Source organism: Henriciella sp. AS95 (assembly GCF_038900055.1).
Taxonomy (GTDB): Bacteria; Pseudomonadota; Alphaproteobacteria; order Caulobacterales; family Hyphomonadaceae; genus Henriciella.
Genome location: NZ_JBBMQM010000001.1, coordinates 3,161,902 through 3,177,861, shown reverse-complemented (window position 1 = coordinate 3,177,861; position 15,960 = coordinate 3,161,902). Strand labels below are relative to the sequence as shown.

The 15,960-nt window shown below is 57.9% G+C and carries 13 protein-coding genes; 9 read left to right on the top strand and 4 right to left on the bottom strand.

Features of this window, described 5'->3' with window-relative positions; all coding sequences use genetic code 11:
* Positions 1–61: 61 nt before the first annotated feature.
* Positions 62–1,270: a cytochrome P450 gene (locus tag WNY37_RS15265; RefSeq protein ID WP_342974256.1), complete on the top strand. Its 1,209-nt coding sequence runs from the start codon at positions 62–64 to the stop codon at positions 1,268–1,270.
* Positions 1,271–1,330: 60 nt separating this feature from the next.
* Here the strand turns inward: WNY37_RS15265 and WNY37_RS15260 are convergent, their stop codons facing one another.
* Together WNY37_RS15260 and WNY37_RS15255 are read right to left on the bottom strand one after the other, a co-directional pair.
* Positions 1,331–2,449, bottom strand: a complete 1,119-nt coding sequence (locus WNY37_RS15260) for an alkene reductase (RefSeq protein ID WP_342974255.1) — start codon at positions 2,447–2,449, stop codon at positions 1,331–1,333.
* A gap of 334 nt (positions 2,450–2,783) precedes the next feature.
* Positions 2,784–3,698, bottom strand: coding sequence for a LysR family transcriptional regulator (locus WNY37_RS15255; protein WP_342974254.1), 915 nt, complete (start codon positions 3,696–3,698; stop codon positions 2,784–2,786).
* Positions 3,699–4,076: 378 nt separating this feature from the next.
* Here WNY37_RS15255 and WNY37_RS15250 point away from each other — a divergent pair, with 378 nt between their 5' ends.
* Positions 4,077–6,293 (top strand): TonB-dependent receptor, encoded by a 2,217-nt coding sequence (locus WNY37_RS15250; RefSeq protein WP_342974253.1) that lies wholly within the window; start codon positions 4,077–4,079, stop codon positions 6,291–6,293.
* A gap of 247 nt (positions 6,294–6,540) precedes the next feature.
* On the opposite strand, the gene WNY37_RS15245 is transcribed toward WNY37_RS15250, so the two are convergent.
* Entirely contained in the window at positions 6,541–7,587 is a 1,047-nt protein-coding gene (locus WNY37_RS15245; protein ID WP_342974252.1) for a formylglycine-generating enzyme family protein, read from the bottom strand.
* 309 nt (positions 7,588–7,896) lie between these two features.
* Between WNY37_RS15245 and WNY37_RS15240 the strand changes: the two genes are divergently transcribed.
* Positions 7,897–8,787: a LysR substrate-binding domain-containing protein gene (locus WNY37_RS15240; RefSeq protein WP_342974251.1), complete on the top strand. Its 891-nt coding sequence runs from the start codon at positions 7,897–7,899 to the stop codon at positions 8,785–8,787.
* 15 nt (positions 8,788–8,802) lie between these two features.
* Here WNY37_RS15240 and WNY37_RS15235 read toward each other — a convergent pair whose 3' ends face one another.
* A complete protein-coding gene (locus tag WNY37_RS15235; RefSeq protein WP_342974250.1) occupies positions 8,803–9,510 on the bottom strand; it encodes a Crp/Fnr family transcriptional regulator in 708 nt (235 codons plus the stop codon).
* Between the two features lie 183 nt (positions 9,511–9,693).
* On the opposite strand from WNY37_RS15235, the gene WNY37_RS15230 reads away from it, so the two are divergent.
* The 6 genes from WNY37_RS15230 to WNY37_RS15205 all read left to right on the top strand — a co-directional run bounded on the left by WNY37_RS15230 (position 9,694) and on the right by WNY37_RS15205 (position 15,902).
* On the top strand, positions 9,694–9,879 hold the full coding sequence (locus tag WNY37_RS15230) for a hypothetical protein (protein WP_342974249.1): 186 nt from the start codon (positions 9,694–9,696) through the stop codon (positions 9,877–9,879).
* Positions 9,876–11,900: a TonB-dependent receptor gene (locus WNY37_RS15225; protein ID WP_342974248.1), complete on the top strand. Its 2,025-nt coding sequence runs from the start codon at positions 9,876–9,878 to the stop codon at positions 11,898–11,900. Before WNY37_RS15230 ends, WNY37_RS15225 begins: the two co-directional genes overlap by 4 nt.
* A gap of 62 nt (positions 11,901–11,962) precedes the next feature.
* Positions 11,963–13,342, top strand: a complete 1,380-nt coding sequence (locus WNY37_RS15220; protein ID WP_342974247.1) for an acyclic terpene utilization AtuA family protein — start codon at positions 11,963–11,965, stop codon at positions 13,340–13,342.
* A gap of 38 nt (positions 13,343–13,380) precedes the next feature.
* Positions 13,381–13,689 carry a DUF4387 domain-containing protein gene (locus tag WNY37_RS15215; protein WP_342974909.1) on the top strand — a complete coding sequence of 103 codons (309 nt, stop codon included), beginning with the start codon at positions 13,381–13,383 and terminating at the stop codon, positions 13,687–13,689.
* 52 nt (positions 13,690–13,741) lie between these two features.
* Positions 13,742–14,500: a class II aldolase/adducin family protein gene (locus tag WNY37_RS15210; protein ID WP_342974246.1), complete on the top strand. Its 759-nt coding sequence runs from the start codon at positions 13,742–13,744 to the stop codon at positions 14,498–14,500.
* A gap of 22 nt (positions 14,501–14,522) precedes the next feature.
* Positions 14,523–15,902, top strand: a complete 1,380-nt coding sequence (locus WNY37_RS15205; protein ID WP_342974245.1) for an MFS transporter — start codon at positions 14,523–14,525, stop codon at positions 15,900–15,902.
* Positions 15,903–15,960: the final 58 nt, after the last annotated feature.

Below are 15,960 nucleotides of genomic sequence, written 5' to 3'. Positions count from 1 at the left end.
ATTTAGACATGATGCGCCGCGCTAGTGGATTTGTGGCGCAAAAAGGGAGGTGAGATCCACGATGTCCGAAGCCAATTTGATTTCAGAAGTGCCAGATCATGTCGATGCCAGTCTTGTATTCGACTTCGATATTTATGGTGATCCGAGACACACGGACGATGTCCAAGCGTCTTTTCAGACCCTGCATCAGGATGCGCCCGATATTTTCTATAGTCCCCGAAACGGGGGGCATTGGATCGCAACGCGGTATGAGCACATATTTGAAATCGTGAAGGACTTTGAGCATTTCTCCGCTCGGGAAATGCAAGTGCCACGCGTGGAAAACCCGCCCCGTAACATTCCCCTGAATCTGGATCCTCCAGATAATCTTCCGTTTCGTCAGGCCTTGATGCCGTTCTTCATGCCTAAATCTGTGTCGGCTATGGAACCACGCATCCGCCAGTTTGCCATCGAAATTATTGAAGACATCGCCGACAAAGGGGAATGCGATTTCGTCAGGGAGGTGTCGGCACGTTTTCCGGTTTCCGTTTTCATGGACCTGATGGGTATGCCGCTGGATAAGCTGCATGACTTCCGCGCGCTCGCCGATGACTATTTCAATGCTCGTACGGCTGAAGACTATCAGGCCTTGGGCGGACGGATCATCTCTCTCATGATGGGCATTGCCGAGATGCGTCGGCAAAATCCGGCCGACGACCTCATCTCCAAAATGGTGAACTTCCAGATAAATGGACGGACAATCCGCGATGATGAGCTACAGGACATGCTGTTGCTCCTCTTCCTCGGTGGGATGGACACCGTTACCAATGTCACGTCGTACACGTACCGGCACCTCGCCCGGAACCCGGAGCTTCAGGCCCGCCTGGTCAAGGAGCCTGAGATAATTCCGAACTTTGTACAGGAAGGCATTCGCAGCTTCGGCGTCGTGAACACGCCCCGGCTTGTGGCCAAGGACTGCGAGAAATTCGGCGTGACGTTCAAGGAAGGCGAGATGATCGTCTGCGCACTGCCGCTTGGTAGCCGCGATGATCGGCGCTTTGAGAATTCTGGGGAGTTTGATGTCGATCGCGAAATGCTGACTCATCTGACGTTTTCGTCCGGTCCGCATCTCTGTATCGGCAACAATCTGGCAAGAACCGAAATCAGGATCCTTACCGAAGAGTGGGTCAAACGAATTCCGAGCTTCCGTTTGAAGCCTGGTGAGCGCCACCATTCGCGGGCTGGCCTGGTTATCGCTCTGGAAGCGCTGCCAATAGAGTGGGACGTCTAGGCCCGTTTCCCGGATATTTGCTGCGGAGAGCGGTCGACCGAGCGTCGGCCGGCTCCGACGCTAATCATAATCGATATAGCCCTCCGGGCCCTGTGAGTACCATGTCGACATGTCCGACTGCGTTCGGAAATTTCCGTCCTTGAACCTTTGGGGCAGGTCGCGATTGCAGATGAAATAGCGTGCCCATGAAATCGCGTCCGCAAGTCCAATATCGAGAGTATGCTGCGCGGTTGCCGGCGTATAATCGGCGTTTAGAATAAGGGGGCCATCATAAACCCTGCGGATCAGTGGCGCGACTTGAAGCCGATCGGATGAACCGAACGTGCCGTGTGGGCCCACATCTCTCAGCTCAAGGAAAGCAAGGTTCATGGGCGAAAGCGCCCGAGCGGCGGCGGTAAATAGAGCATCCTGATTGCTGTCGTCGATGCCTTGGGATTCTCCGTTCGGCGACAGTCGGACGGACGAGCGATCCGCGCCGACTCGGCTGACCACAGACTGAGTTGTTTCGACAAGAAACCGTATCCGGTTTTCGATCGGCCCGCCGTATTGGTCCTGGCGTTGGTTCGAGCTATCGCGAAGAAACTGGTCAATGAGATAGCCATTTGCTGCGTGTAGCTGAACGCCGTCAAAGCCAGCATCCATGGCATTCTCGGCCGCATCGGCGAATTGCTTTATGAGGGTCGGAATCTCCTGAGTGGCCAGCTCACGAGCTTCTACGTAAGGGCGCTTTCCATCGTAGGTGTGACATTCCCCAATTCTGAGAGTTGCAGAAGCGGAAACCGGTTTGTCGCCTCCCCAGAAGCTGGGATGCGACAGACGGCCCATATGCCAGAGCTGCGCAAAAATACGTCCGCCTGAACTGTGGACGCGGTCGGTGACGTTTTTCCAGCCTTTCACCATGTCCTTCGTGTAAAGACCCGGAGCGAACGGCCATCCCAGGCCTTCAGGACTGACTCCGATCGCTTCAGAAATGATCAGTCCGGCGCTTGCGCGCTGGGCATAATATTCTGCCATGATTTCAGTTGGGACGTGATCTTGCGTGGCCCTTCCACGCGTCATCGGCGCCATGAAAATCCTGTTGGGGGCTTCCACCGCTCCGACCTTGATGGGGGAGAACAGGGTAGGGGCTTTCGAGGCAGGCCTGTGGGTCGTCGGCGTGGTGATAGCTTTTGAAGTCATATGCGTTCCCTCCTCCGAAAGGTCGAGCGCAGGTCGCTCCTGAATCGTCGCTCGCGCTTTTCTGTAAAACTAATATCATTAGCTTTAAGGGCGGGCTCAAATTTAGCAACACGCGCGCAGAGTCTGCACGAGGCAGTTGGCGATGTGGAAGTGGTTTCGCCGCGATCGGCGCCGCCCGCAGATTACGGGCATGCTGGTGCTAAAGACTGAGACAGGAAAAAGTCGCATGAAGCTTCACTTTTCAAGACAAGCTAACATGCAAGAAGGCTTAAGCGGAGCGTCTCGAAACGAACGGGCAGCGCGGGTCAGCGTGCGAATGAGAGAGACGTCGCCTTCACGACAACAATTCGAGCCCAGCCTTTTCCAGCCCTTGGCGGACGAGATCGATAATTCCGCGCACGACTGGAAAGTGAGCTGCCTCATCGGTGACGGCGACTGAGCAGGCTGAATGATATCGGCGAGGTAGCGGCAGGGTCACGAAGCGTCCGGACTGAAGATCAGATCGAAAGACGAGCTGGGAGGCGAGCGCGACAAAGTCCATCTCTGAGACCAGCCGGTGCGCGCATTCCATATCCGAGGTTCTGACGGTTGTCAGGATCTGTTCGGCCCCTGCGGGAAGGCCTTCCGAGAAATACGGCGCGTAAGTCTTGTATCGGACGGTCGAGACGTGCGGAAAATTCAGACTGTCCTGCCAGGTGATGTTCTTGATTTCGGTCAAAGGGTGGCCGGCGCGGACAATTGACGAGCCAGGCTCATCCACAAGCGGCAGGACGCGCATATCGGGGAAGTCCAGCAGGGGGCTGAAGTGTCCGACGACAAGGTCGAGCTGACGGGAAATCAGCCTGTCATACAGCTCGTCAGAGGCGAGCACGTCGACGTCGAGATGCAGGTTGGGAAATCGGTTCAGAATTTTCGTGACCAGTTCCGGCATCAGCAAGGCCTTCGCGCCTGGCCCGATACCCATGCGAACGCGGCCGACTTCTCCGCCGGCAAGGAGTTCGACTTCTCGAGCAAGCTGATCCGACCAGCGCAGAATTTCGCGGGCGCGCGCGCTGATGTGCGTTGCAAATATTGTTGGCGTTGCTGATCCTCCGCGACCGCGCTGAAACAGGATTTGGCCGAGCTGATCTTCTAGGCGGGCAAGTGTCTTGCTTAGTGTCGGCTGCGAAATACCGAGTGCCTGCGCCGCTTTCCCAATACTGCCGCGTTCGCAGATTTCCGCGACAAGGCGCAGGTGATGAAGATCCATTTTGCGGTCTCGCTATCGAGGGCTATTCAGAGCCGAAATTCTCAAAAGGCATAGACCAAGGCTATGTCCCCACGCAATCATCTTCTGTTTCGGAATATCGGTGGCTCGACAATACTCAAATCAACCGGCGAACAGAGACCGGATGACAGGGAGGGGTTTGTGCTTGTTAAAAGTGCGCCTTCGACATTTGTGAATCGTGACCTCCCGAACATTGCCTGTCTTTGACAGACCAGGCGGCAGCATCTGCGCTGTCAGCCTGCCGGTTCGAAATAAGGAGAAGGGCGCCAACCTCCACCATCAACAAAATGGCGCCATGCGGAGGAAGCATTGAGAGAATCAAAGTGGAAGAGAGCGATACTCGCAGGGATCGCGACATCTATGGCTGGCGCAACCGGCGCGGTCCACGCGCAGGAAGCCGATCAGGATACGGAGCAATCGCGCACGCTTGATACGGTGACGATTACGGCGACCAAACGCGAGGAAAACCTTCAGGATGTGCCGATATCCATCTCGGCGTTCAGCGAAGCACAGATCGAAGCGACCGGCTCACAGAATCTGCAGGACCTGGCCAACTCCATCCCGAACCTGGTCTATCCTTCAAGCCGTGAAGGCGGCGGCGCCGATATCTCGATCCGGGGTGTTTTTCAGCAGGCTCAGCCGCTTCAGATCGGCTTTGACAATGGCTACGGCGTCTATCTCGACGGCGTCTATATGGGCAAGCACTTTTCGGTCAATCAGGATCTCGGCGAGATCGAACGCGTGGAGGTCCTGCGCGGGCCGCAAGGAACACTGTTCGGAAAGAATACGATCGCAGGCGCGCTCAATATTGTTTCCAAACGCCCGGACAATGAACTTGCCGGACAGGTCTCCGCCGAGCTCGGCAATTACAATCTGCGCCGGGTCAGGGCGAGCGTCAACGTCCCGGTCGTTGAAGACAAACTCGCTTTTCGTCTGGCACTGTCCGGCACCGAACGCGATGGGTATGTCAGGAACAGGACCCTGGGGGTGGATCTCGCCAATATCGACGACTTTAATGGCCGTCTGCTGGTCGGCTACACGCCAACGCCCGATACAGGGGTGTACCTCTCAGTCGATCACCGCCACTCCGTCTCACGCCATTATGAGGCGGAAAACGCCGATATTGGTTTCACCAATTACACCGGTGATGACGAGCCATTTACCGTGTATCGCGACTTCATCGACCGGAATGATCTTCAGACATTCGGTACATCGTTGACGGTTGAGCACGAGTTCGAGAACGGTTTTTCGCTGACCTCGATAACCGGCTATCGCGATGACAAGATCAATGCGCCGCGCGACGTCGATGGGTCGGACTTTCGCGGCTATAACCGCAACAAGATGGTGGTCGGACAGAATCTGTTCACCCAGGAGGTGCGTCTTGCATCGCCTGAATTTGATCGCTTCGATTATGTTGCCGGTCTTTATTATTTCAAGCAGGCCAACAGCCGCGATGAAGTTGCAGAGGTCCTGCCGACCTGGATCCCGGCGCTCGCTGGCTTTGCCAATTTCCAGTACGATGTCGATGTTGAAAGCTTCGCGGCTTTCTTTCACTCGAACTTTCGTGTCACCGACGATCTCACGCTGTTTGGCGGCTTGCGCTACACAGATGAAACAAAAGAGCTGGAAGCGCTGCAGACCTCTGATCCGGCGGCAATCCTGCCAGCTTTTGGTGTGCCATTCGGCCAGGCTGATATCGATGAAGATATCCAGGATAGCGACATCTCATACACTGCCGGTCTGCGCTACCAGTTCACCGATGACATCATGGCCTATGGGAGCGTGGCAACCGGCTACAAGTCGGGTGCATTCAATGTCGGCGGCAACATCACGACCGGTATTCTTGCCAACGATCTCACCGTGGATCCAGAATCTGTAACCAGCTATGAAGCCGGCATGAAGACCCGCCTGTTCAATGGCATGGCGCAGCTCAATGGCGCGGTGTTCCTGTTGAATTATGACGATCTTCAGGTTCGTGTCTTCGACCCGACCGTCGGAACGATTGGCACCAACGTCCTGAGAAATGCGGCCAGCGTCGAATCCAAGGGGTTTGAGCTGGAATTATCCGCGAGACCCACCGACCCGCTGCTTGTGGCCCTGGGCATCGGATATGTCGATTCCACCTACGATTCCTTTGAGGGTGTGCCGCTCCAGCGTCCCGCAGGCAGTTTTGGCGACGACAATGACGGGGTCATCGACCGGCGGACGGACGCGACGGGCAATCGCGTGCCGCTCGCCCCGAAATGGACGATCAATGCAGCGATTGGATATGATGTTCCCCTGCCAAATCAGGGCCAGTGGCGCTCGCGGCTGGATTACAATTATAAGAGCGAACGCTATGGCGCAGACGGGTCCACGAACGATCCGACAGATCTTCTGCCCGGTTATTCACTCATCAATGTCCGTACGGGGTATGAAGCGCCAGATGGAAACTATGGCATCTACCTCTGGGCCAAGAACCTCACCGATGAAAGAGAACTGGATGAGACGCGGTATATCCAGTTCATCACGAGCCGTCTGCAACAGCGCTATATCGAACCGCGGACCTATGGCGTGAGCGTGAATCTGAAGTTCTAGGTCACAGGACGATTTCGGGGGCGGTGTGCAGAGCACGTCGTCTCCGCAATCTGCGTTTGTGTCGCAAAATGTGTAGCACTTGAATGCAACAGAGGGCCAATGCAGCCAGGGGCTTGCGTTAATACACATCGAATGCCGGGCTTTGGTGGCGTTCGAAACGGTTGGGCTGGCGCTGCTGTCCGTCTATTGCGAACCGGTTTCCAGCAATTCGAGGCGCGCGCTGCCCTATCGCGGCGCTCAATTCTGCTCATTGCTTAGATTGTGATTCTGCTGGGGGAGGGCGGTCGTACACGACTCTGAAACCGATATGGTTCGTGCCGAGACCGGTTTCCTGGGGTTGTCGCGCAGCGGGGCGATAGCGTCGGCAGTAATTGGCAGCGCAGAGGAAGCTGCCGCCCTTGATCACCCTGGCCGGCGGTTCGTCGGGGGTGGAGACGCTGCTTTCCTTTTCCGCCGAGGACGGTGCATCTGGGCGATGAGTGGCGTGGCCAGGGGCATATGGATCGGCCGTCCATTCCCAGACATTGCCCAGCATATCGTAGAGCCCATTCTGATTTGGCGCAAAACACCCGACCGGAGCGACCTCGGCAAACCCATCATCGGCCGTGTTGATGACCGGGAAAATCCCTTGCCACGTGTTCGCTTCGGAAGGCGGCGCAGACCCGAATTCTTCGTTGGACTGACCAGCGAGGGCTGCGTATTCCCACTCCGCCTCGCTTGGCAGTCGGCCCCCCACCCAAGCGGCGTACTGAGCGGCGTCTTCATAAGCAATCTGGGTGACCGGGTGAGAAGGCTCCGCTGCGACTTCATCCGGGCCTTCGGGGTAGCGCCAATTGGCATCCGGCACGAACGCCCACCAGTTTGCGTTGCGCAGGGAGCTTCGCGCATTCGGTTTGAATACGGCGCCACCTGGCACCATCAATTCGCGATATTGCGGGTAGGCTTTCAGGATTTCGGCGTCGACGTCATCTTCGTCGAGACCGCGCTCGCCGATTGTGACGTAGCCAGTCGCTTTCACGAATTTATCGAAATCACCCACGGTGACTTCTGTCGGGTCCATCCAGAAGCCTGATACATCCACCTCATTGGCAGCCGCCTCTTCGCGGTAGGTTTCATTACTTCCCAGTGTGAAGCGACCGCCCTCCACCCAGACTGGCGGCAGCGCCTCAACGCAGGCTGCAGGTGTCTCGGCGTTGGCGATGACAGGCGCGCCCAATCCCAGGACGAGCATTGCGGACTGGAAAAACCTGCAGACGAACCTGCCACCATCTCGGAGACCAAAGCATTTACTCATATCTGCAGATACTCCGGTTCGCTCGACGCGCTGTCCACCCCGAGATTTTTCGGTTTTGTGGGCAGTTCAGGGAAAAATCCGCTTTGGCAACGAGTCACAGCACTTTCGATTGCTGCTAACCTATGGAGCTTTTGAAGCAACGAATATGTCGTTCGGGATCAGGGGCAGGAGCGTCTTCCATTCATGACATCAATCAGTCAGTAGGATGCCAGCGTCTCAATCAAACTGGACGGCGAGCTTTGCGCGCTCGGCGCGTATGCAATACATCGTGGCGTTCTGCCAGCCTGGAGCATTTGAGGGTCCACCGACATGAATACTGAATGGCTGGATGACTTTCTGGCGCTGATTGAAGAAGGCGGGTTTGCGCGCGCCGCCGAACAGCGAGCGGTCACGCAGCCGACATTCAGCCGGCGCATCCGCTCGCTGGAGGACTGGGTCGGTGCGCAGCTTATCGACCGGACAACGCATACGATGAAGCTCACGCCTGCCGGAGAGGCCTTCAAGGCGGTTGCCGAGCAGACCCTTCGCCGCCTGCAGCTTGGCCGGGAGGAAGCGCGCGGCATCGGGAAGGCGTCAGCCGAGACGCTCAGATTCGCCTCGACCCATGCGCTCTCGCTGACATTCTTTCCGGCATGGTTGCGCCAGTTGGAGAAGGACGAGCCCACCAGCGTCACGGTCGAGCTGACGGCGGATCATATGGTCGCTTGTGAAAGACTCATGGTGGAAGGAAGCGCGCAGTTTCTGCTGTGCCATCACCATGAGGCTGCGGCGACCCGGTTCGGAAAGGATTTCCGCTCGGTTGTCCTGGGCGAGGATGTCCTTCTTCCTGTCATCGCGCCGCGCCTTGCCGACAGCATTAGCCAGTCCGCTCCGCCGCAGCTGGCATTTGCTCCTGAATCCGGGATGGGGCGGATCCTGGCTGCCGCCTGGGCGAAATCGGGGAATGAGCCACCGGCGAGTCCGGTCTTCACTTCTCATCTCGCAAGCGTGCTCACGGCCATGGCCCGCAGCGGACGCGGGGTGGCCTGGACGGCGCTTAGCCTGGTCACAGAAGATATTGAAACCGGGACCCTGCTGAGGGCGCCGATTCCGGAACAGGACGTTCCGATCGAGATTCGGCTCTGGCGTCCGCGCGCCCGCCAGTCCCCGGCCGCCGAAGCGCTATGGACCAAGGCGTTGAACGCATATCCCTCGGTGTGAGAGCGCTGGAGGGCGTCAGTCCTTTGTGGCGGAAACAGGCTCGGCCTGGAAGGTGAGGCTGTTCAGCTGGCTCATATCCCTGACCGTCCAGGTGCCGTGAAGCTTGTAGATCAGGTTCCGCTTCTTGAGCGCGGAGATTTCCTTCTGCACGGTCTGGCGCGTGACACCGAGAAAGCTGGACAGATCGGCGATGGTGAACGGCACATCGATTTCCCGGTACTGGCCGACCTGCTGGGCATCACTGACTTCCGCCAAATTGTAGAGCACGCGGGCCACGCGCTGGCCGACATTAGCCTGAGATTGGGTTTCTCTGAACGAGATCATCGAGCTAAGGGCCGTTGCGAACTTTCGGCAAAGCGCTTCAGGGATGGACGGGTACTGGCAGTAGAGATCGTGAAAGTCCGCATGGTTGAGAAAGGCGATGCGGGCCGCGCTGGCTGCCACCGTCGTGTGATGATGAGGTCGCTGCGCGATCACTGTGGATTCACCGAAACAATTGCCGCGCATATAGATGAGAAGCAGGGCGCGCTCCCCGTCGGGCTGATCGGCGAGCATTTTGATATAGCCGGACTGAACCTGATACATGCCTTCGGAAGGCTGGCCGGCTTCGCCGATCACGTCGCCCGCACTCAAATTCCGATACACGAAACGCTGACGTATGGCCGTCTGCGCGTCTTGCGGCAGTTCTTCAATCCAGTTTAGGCGTCCGGCGATGTGCATCATGGTCTCCGTCCGCCAATCTGCCTCAAACCCCCTTGGACTGGCAACTCTGACGGCTCAATCCCCCTCCAGCACACTTTATCCAAAAATGTAAAATTCTTGCCACGCGGTTTTCGCCTTCCTGGTCTTAGGCTCGCGCATCGGTGGACGACACACCGGACGAAAAACGGACTGGGAGGAGTAGACATGAAGACCCTAACGACGAGCCTTATGGCCGGGGTGTGTTCTTTTGCCGTGGGCGCAGCTCTGGCGATGCCGGCGCAGGCGCAACAGGCAGCTGACCCGCAAGATACAGAAGATGCCGATCGCGTCTGGGCGTTGTCACCATCACGGCGCAGCGCCGGGCTGAAAGCCTCCAGGATGTACCGGTGACGGTGACAGCCTTTGGCGCAGAAGAGATTGAGAATGCGCGCATCCAGCAGATCGACGACATTGTGAGCCGCACGCCGGGTCTCAGCTTCGACGCATTTCCGGCCACGCAGGCCCGCCTGTTCATTCGAGGGATCGGTTCATCTGATCGCGGGGCTGCAGGTGACCCCAGCTCGGCTGTTTTCCTTGATGAAGTTTATCTCGGTCGGCCTGCCATGGTCGCCTTCGACGCTTTTGATCTGGAGCGGATCGAGGTGCTCAAAGGCCCGCAAGGCACGCTGTTTGGCCGCAACGTTGTAGGCGGTGCAATCAATGTCATCACCAAACGACCCGATCTTGAAGGCTTTGATGCCGGCACAAGCCTCACCTATGGCAATTACAACCGGCTCGACGGCGCAGGTTTCATCAATCTGCCATTCGCCAACGGGTCGAGCGCTGTCCGTGTCAGCGGGTCCTATCGCAGTCATGACGGCTATGTCGAAAACCGATTTCTGAACGAGGACGTTGAGGATCAGGACACGCTGAGTGGGCGGGTGCAGTTCTATACCGAGCCAACCGAAACGATGCGTGTGCATCTGACACTGGATGGCACGAGAGACCGCGCATCCGGCCCAGCCAATCACGTGCTCGAGCTCGATGCGTCTGATCCGCTCTCGAACTTCTATAGCCAAAACTTCGACCCGGACGTGACTTATGGTTCCCGGGTCGGCTTTCAGGATCGTGATACCTATGGCCTACGCGGTGAGATCGCGAATGACTTCAGCTTTGGTACACTGACCTTTCTCGCCTCCTATCGCGACCTCGATTACGGGTTCAATTACGACTTTGATGGAGGCAACCCGGACCCGACATCACCCGGTTTCAACGGTGTCGACATCAGCAGCGACTCTCCGGACGTAAGCGGGGAGCAATCAGAACTTTCCAGTCAGGAATTGCGGCTTTCCTCCCTCCCTTCGGGCAATATTGATTGGGTTGTCGGGCTTTACCGGTATGCCCATGAAGTTGACCGGCTCGACGTCTTCACGCTCGATTCTGCGCTCGTCGCCCCGATCCCGTTGACAGAAGTCTTCGATCAGCGTGCGGAGCTCGACAGTTATGCTGTCTTCGGTGACGTCTCCGTTCCGGTCGGCGATCGCTGGAATATCTTCGGCGGTCTGCGTTATTCCAAGGACGAGAAGTCTTACACCGTGGGGAACCTCGATAGCGATGCGCCTCTTCGTTCTGACGACATATTTGAGGCGAGCGCTTCGGCCGATTTCGACGACTGGACCTATCGCGCCGGTCTCGAATTTCAGGCCACACCTGATGATATGCTGTATGCCAGTATCTCCCGCGGCTATAAGAGCGGCGGCTTCCAGGACCAGCCAGCCACGGCTCCTGAGGCCGTTGTGCCATTCGAGCCGGAGTCGGCGATCCAGTATGAGATCGGTCAGAAGAGCACGCTGTTTGACGGGGCGATGATCTGGAACAATACGCTGTTCTATCTCGACTATACCGACCTTCAGACGGTCCAGACCATCAACGGTATCAATGTCACGGACAATGCAGGCGCAGCGACCATCAAGGGCTATGAAACCCAGCTGGCCGTCTCGCCGGCCGACGGTTTCAATCTGGCCGTGGCCTACGCCTATACGGATGCGACCTTCGATGAGTTCGTAGAGGGCGGTGTCGACTATTCGGGCAACAGGATTTCTCGGACACCCGAACACAAGCTCACGATCTCGCCATCCTATGTGTACACATTCGCCAATGGGGTCGATCTGACGCTGGCGGCGGATTACCGGTATGCCAGCGAGATATTCGACGACAACAGCAACCAGCCTCCGGAAGTGCGAGATCCGACACATTTCGTCGATGCGCGCGCAATTCTGGGAAATTTCGGCAACGGGCTGGAACTGTCGCTTTGGGGCAAGAACCTCACGGATGAGCGTACACGCACCTTCCAGGCAGTATTCCTTGGCGCCAATTTCGGGGCGTTCAGCCCACCGAGAACCTACGGCGTCACCCTATCCTGGAACTATTGAAATCATAATGGAGCGCCCGAAGGCCGGGCGCTTCATCCACTCATGGACATCCAGCACCGATAATGACTGACAATCAGATACTCCCCGTAAAAATCCTTGTTCCATGCGGCTCCCTCGGCGCCGGTGTTCGTGAAGAGGAAGTCGACTATGGCCTGGCCCAGGGCGCGCAGGCAATTGCGTCCGATGCAGGCTCCACCGACAGCGGTGCAGCCTATCTTGCCACTGGCAAGTCGAAGAATAGCCGGGGCGCGGTCAAGCGGGATCTGACGATCCTGATGAAGGCTCATGAGAAAGCAGGAATTCCTGTCATTATCGGGACCTCGGGGCAGGCCGGCGGTGATCTCAATGTCGACTGGACCCGGGACATTCTTCTGGAAGTGGTCGAAGAACTCGGTCTCTCGCCCAAGATTGCCTTGCTGTACAGCGAGCAAACCGGACGGGACATCAAATCATTCAACGCCGATGGCCGGATCAAGCCGCTGCCGCCGCTCGGGCCGCTCGAAGATGAAGCGGTGGATCAATGCGACCATATCGTCGCGCTGATGGGCGTCGAGCCGTATATCGCTGCGCTTGAAGCCGGGGCGGATGTGATTCTGGGCGGCCGGTCCACGGACCCCGCCGTCCTGGCCAGTTTTCCCATATGGAAGGGAGCAGGATGGGGCCCGTCATGGCATGCCGGCAAGATTGGCGAATGCGGCGCCCAATGCGCCGACAAGCGGGATGGAGCCGGCGTGCTTCTCACAGTCGGTCACAAAGGTTTCGAGGTTGAGCCGCTTGCGCAGGACAATCTCTGTACGCCGCAAAGCGTTGGCGCTCACATGCTTTACGAGAACACCAATCCTTACATCCTGACAGAGCCGGGTGGTCAGCTCGATGTGACGGGGGCGACGTATGAGCAGCTGCCCGGCGATCGCGCGGTCCGGGTCAACGGCGCACAATGGGTGAAGCGGCCCTATACGATGAAGCTCGAAGGCGCTGGGGGCGGGATGTACCAAACCATCATGCTCGTCGGCATTCAGGATCCAGATGTGCTCGCTGACGTGTCCGGATTCCATGATCGGTTCTTGGCTGCGCTCGATGCGAGGGCACGCGAGTCCATGCCGCCTGAAGAGCATGACCATTTCAATATCTCGGTCAGAATGTATGGCTGGAATGCCGTTGACGGCGCTGCGGTTCCGGAGGGCACGCCGCCGCCGCGCGAGATCGGCGCTTTGTTCGTTGCAACAGCGAGGTCGCAGGAACTTGCCAACGCCATCGCGCATGCCTGCAATCCGTACTTCTTCCACTATCCGGCGGTGATGGAGAAGGAGCTTCCAAGTTATGGTTTTGCCTTCACGCCGGCCGATGTTCCGCGAGGCCAGATCTACGAGTTCAAACTCAATCACGTGGTTGAAGTTGATGATCCGCTGCAGCTTGTGCGGACAGAATGGATCAATCCATGAGCGCTGTCCCGGATAGAGAGAAAAGGGTGCCCAACACTGTGACCAAGCTACGTGACGTTTGTAAGCACATCAGATCGAAGCAGGCCGGCCCGTTCTGGGTGACCATGGATATATGGTTCGAAAGCGCCGACAGTTTCGAACGATACAAGGACAGCCAAGCGTTGGGCCCCGAAGTCTTTCGTCGCCTGTACGGAACAGATGCGGCGCTGGTTAAAAAGATAGACGTTCCCGAATTCCACCTCATCAAGATCTCTTATCCAAGAGCGACCCCACAGGGCGGAATGGTCGAGCGCGACATGCATTCGGGCCAGCAATATGTCCGGCTCCTGGATGTCGATCTCGACTAAATCTGCCACACGCCTGCACGCCGCCACTCGAATACAAATCAGGAGCGACACCATGACTGCACTTGCTGAACGCCAGCTGCCATCTTGCACGGAAGCCGAATGGAAAATCCGCTGTGATCTCGCTGCCGCTTACCGGTTGGTTGCCCTGTTCGGATGGGATGACCTCGTCTTCACGCACATTTCCGCTCGGGTGCCCGGGCCAGAACATCACTTCCTGATCAATCCCTATGGATGGCTGTTTGAGGAGATCACGGCGTCTTCCCTCGTCAAGGTCGATCTCGACGGCCAGAAGGTCGATGCCTCAGATGCAATCGTAAATCCCGCCGGCTTCACGATCCATTCGGCCGTGCATGACGCGCGCGAGGATGCCAATTGCGTCCTGCATCTGCACACGGTCGACGGGGTAGCCGTCTCCTGTCAGGAAGAAGGCCTGCTGCCAACCAATCAGACGGCCATGTTGTTGAACGGCCAGCTTGCCTATCATGACTATGAAGGTGTCGCGCTCGACCATGACGAGCGCCCGCGTCTCGTGGCCGACCTTGGCGACAGCAATGTCATGATCCTGCGCAATCACGGCACGATGGCTGTGGGCGATACGGTTGGGTCTGCCTTTACCTTCATGTACTTTCTCGAACGCTCATGCTCGATCCAGATCGCTGCGCAGGGCAGTGACAAGCTTGTGACGCCGCAGGGCGAGGTCCAGACCGTCGTGGAGCAACAGTCTCGCAGCATGTCGAAGGCCGCTGACATGCTGGTCTGGCCTGCTCTTCTGCGTCGGCTGAAGCGGGAGAATCCCGGCTTCGACCGCTAAGGTCTGAACCGAGACGCATCACATGAACCCGCCAAAAGACCCAAATCACCGCCTGCCGCTCTTTCGGCTGCTCGCCTATTGCAGTCTGACCTTCCCGATCGTGGCCGTCGGCTTGCCAGTGACGACCTACTTGCCGCCGCTTTATGCGAGTCAGGCGGGACTTGGTCTGGCGGCGGTGGGCATCGTCTTCATGATCGCCCGCGTCTGGGACGTCATCTCGGACCCGATCGTCGGCATTGTCGTCGACCGGTATCAGTGGCGCCATGGCCGGCGAAAGGCGTGGATCGCCGTCAGTATTCCGATGATGTGCATCACCGCCTTCTTCCTGTTTATGCCGGAACGGGGCGGCCAGGCGAGTGCGGGTTTCCTGCTCCTGCAGCTGCTCATCATCTACACCGGCTGGACCTTCCTGCAGACAGCCCACCAGGCCTGGGGCGCTGACCTGGCGCCGGGCTATGACGACCGCTCGCGCCTGTTCGGAGCCCGCGAAATCGTCAATGCGTGCGGGACGATTTTCATCCTGGCCCTGCCAGCGCTCGTCGGTATGCGATTTGAGGTCGATGCCTATACCGAAGTTTCGGTTATGGGCTGGTTCCTGATCCTTGCCCTCCCGGCCGCTGTCGTGCTGGCTTTCGTGTTTGTCCCTGACAAGACGATCTCGCCAGTCAAGGTCGAGCGCCAGGAGATGAGCCTCAAAGAGATCGCGGCGAGCCTGAAGAATTCGACGCTGTGGCGTGTCCTCCTGATCGAGATCGCGACCGGTGTCGGCGTTGGCGTTACCGCTGCAACCTTCCTCTTCGTCGCGAGGGGTATCGCTGGATTTGAAAGCGGTGCGAGCACCGTCCTGCTTGTCTTCTTCGTGGCGTCGATAATCGGCATCCCGCTCTGGCTGTGGTTCAGCAAGCGCCTGGAAAAGCACACTGCGCTGATGATTGCGTGTCTCTACTCGCTGACCGGCAATATCATGATCATTCCGGTGCTGTTATTTGGGCCGACCTGGCTGTTTGTTGCCATGATTGCTGTCATGGGCATCGGCTTCGGCGCGCCCCAGGCCCTTCTGCGGTCGATGATGGCCGATCAGGTGGATCGCGAGGATGTACGCTCAGGCGTCAACAAGGCCGGCTTCTATTTCGCTTTCATGAGCACGGCCTACAAGATCGGCCAGGCGCTGGCGATCGGGATAAGTTTCCTGCTTCTGGCCTTGATCGGATTCAATCCCGAAGAGCCGGGCGACCCGAGCCACCGGATCGGGCTGATCATGGTCTTCACGGTTGCGCCGATCCTCGTCTTCGCCCTCTGCGCGTTTCTGTGCCGCAACTATCCGCTGACACGGCAAGCACATAGGGAGGATCGTGAGATACTGGAGGCGCGGGCCTCTGTGGCACCGGCGAGCGATGCATAGAGGCTGAAGCGCTTAATAGCATGGCGCGGCGCGGCGCCGGTCCGACGCTGGTGCGCGC

Bases quoted from the DNA above. Each gene is read 5' to 3' on its own strand.
- WNY37_RS15265 (WP_342974256.1), top strand. From the start codon at position 62: ATGTCCGAAGCCAATTTGATTTCAGAAGTGCCAGATCATGTCGATGCC.
- WNY37_RS15260 (WP_342974255.1), bottom strand. From the start codon at position 2,449: ATGACTTCAAAAGCTATCACCACGCCGACGACCCACAGGCCTGCCTCG.
- WNY37_RS15255 (WP_342974254.1), bottom strand. From the start codon at position 3,698: ATGGATCTTCATCACCTGCGCCTTGTCGCGGAAATCTGCGAACGCGGC.
- WNY37_RS15250 (WP_342974253.1), top strand. From the start codon at position 4,077: ATGGCTGGCGCAACCGGCGCGGTCCACGCGCAGGAAGCCGATCAGGAT.
- WNY37_RS15245 (WP_342974252.1), bottom strand. From the start codon at position 7,587: ATGAGTAAATGCTTTGGTCTCCGAGATGGTGGCAGGTTCGTCTGCAGG.
- WNY37_RS15240 (WP_342974251.1), top strand. From the start codon at position 7,897: ATGAATACTGAATGGCTGGATGACTTTCTGGCGCTGATTGAAGAAGGC.
- WNY37_RS15235 (WP_342974250.1), bottom strand. From the start codon at position 9,510: ATGATGCACATCGCCGGACGCCTAAACTGGATTGAAGAACTGCCGCAA.
- WNY37_RS15230 (WP_342974249.1), top strand. From the start codon at position 9,694: ATGAAGACCCTAACGACGAGCCTTATGGCCGGGGTGTGTTCTTTTGCC.
- WNY37_RS15220 (WP_342974247.1), top strand. From the start codon at position 11,963: ATGACTGACAATCAGATACTCCCCGTAAAAATCCTTGTTCCATGCGGC.
- WNY37_RS15210 (WP_342974246.1), top strand. From the start codon at position 13,742: ATGACTGCACTTGCTGAACGCCAGCTGCCATCTTGCACGGAAGCCGAA.
- WNY37_RS15205 (WP_342974245.1), top strand. From the start codon at position 14,523: ATGAACCCGCCAAAAGACCCAAATCACCGCCTGCCGCTCTTTCGGCTG.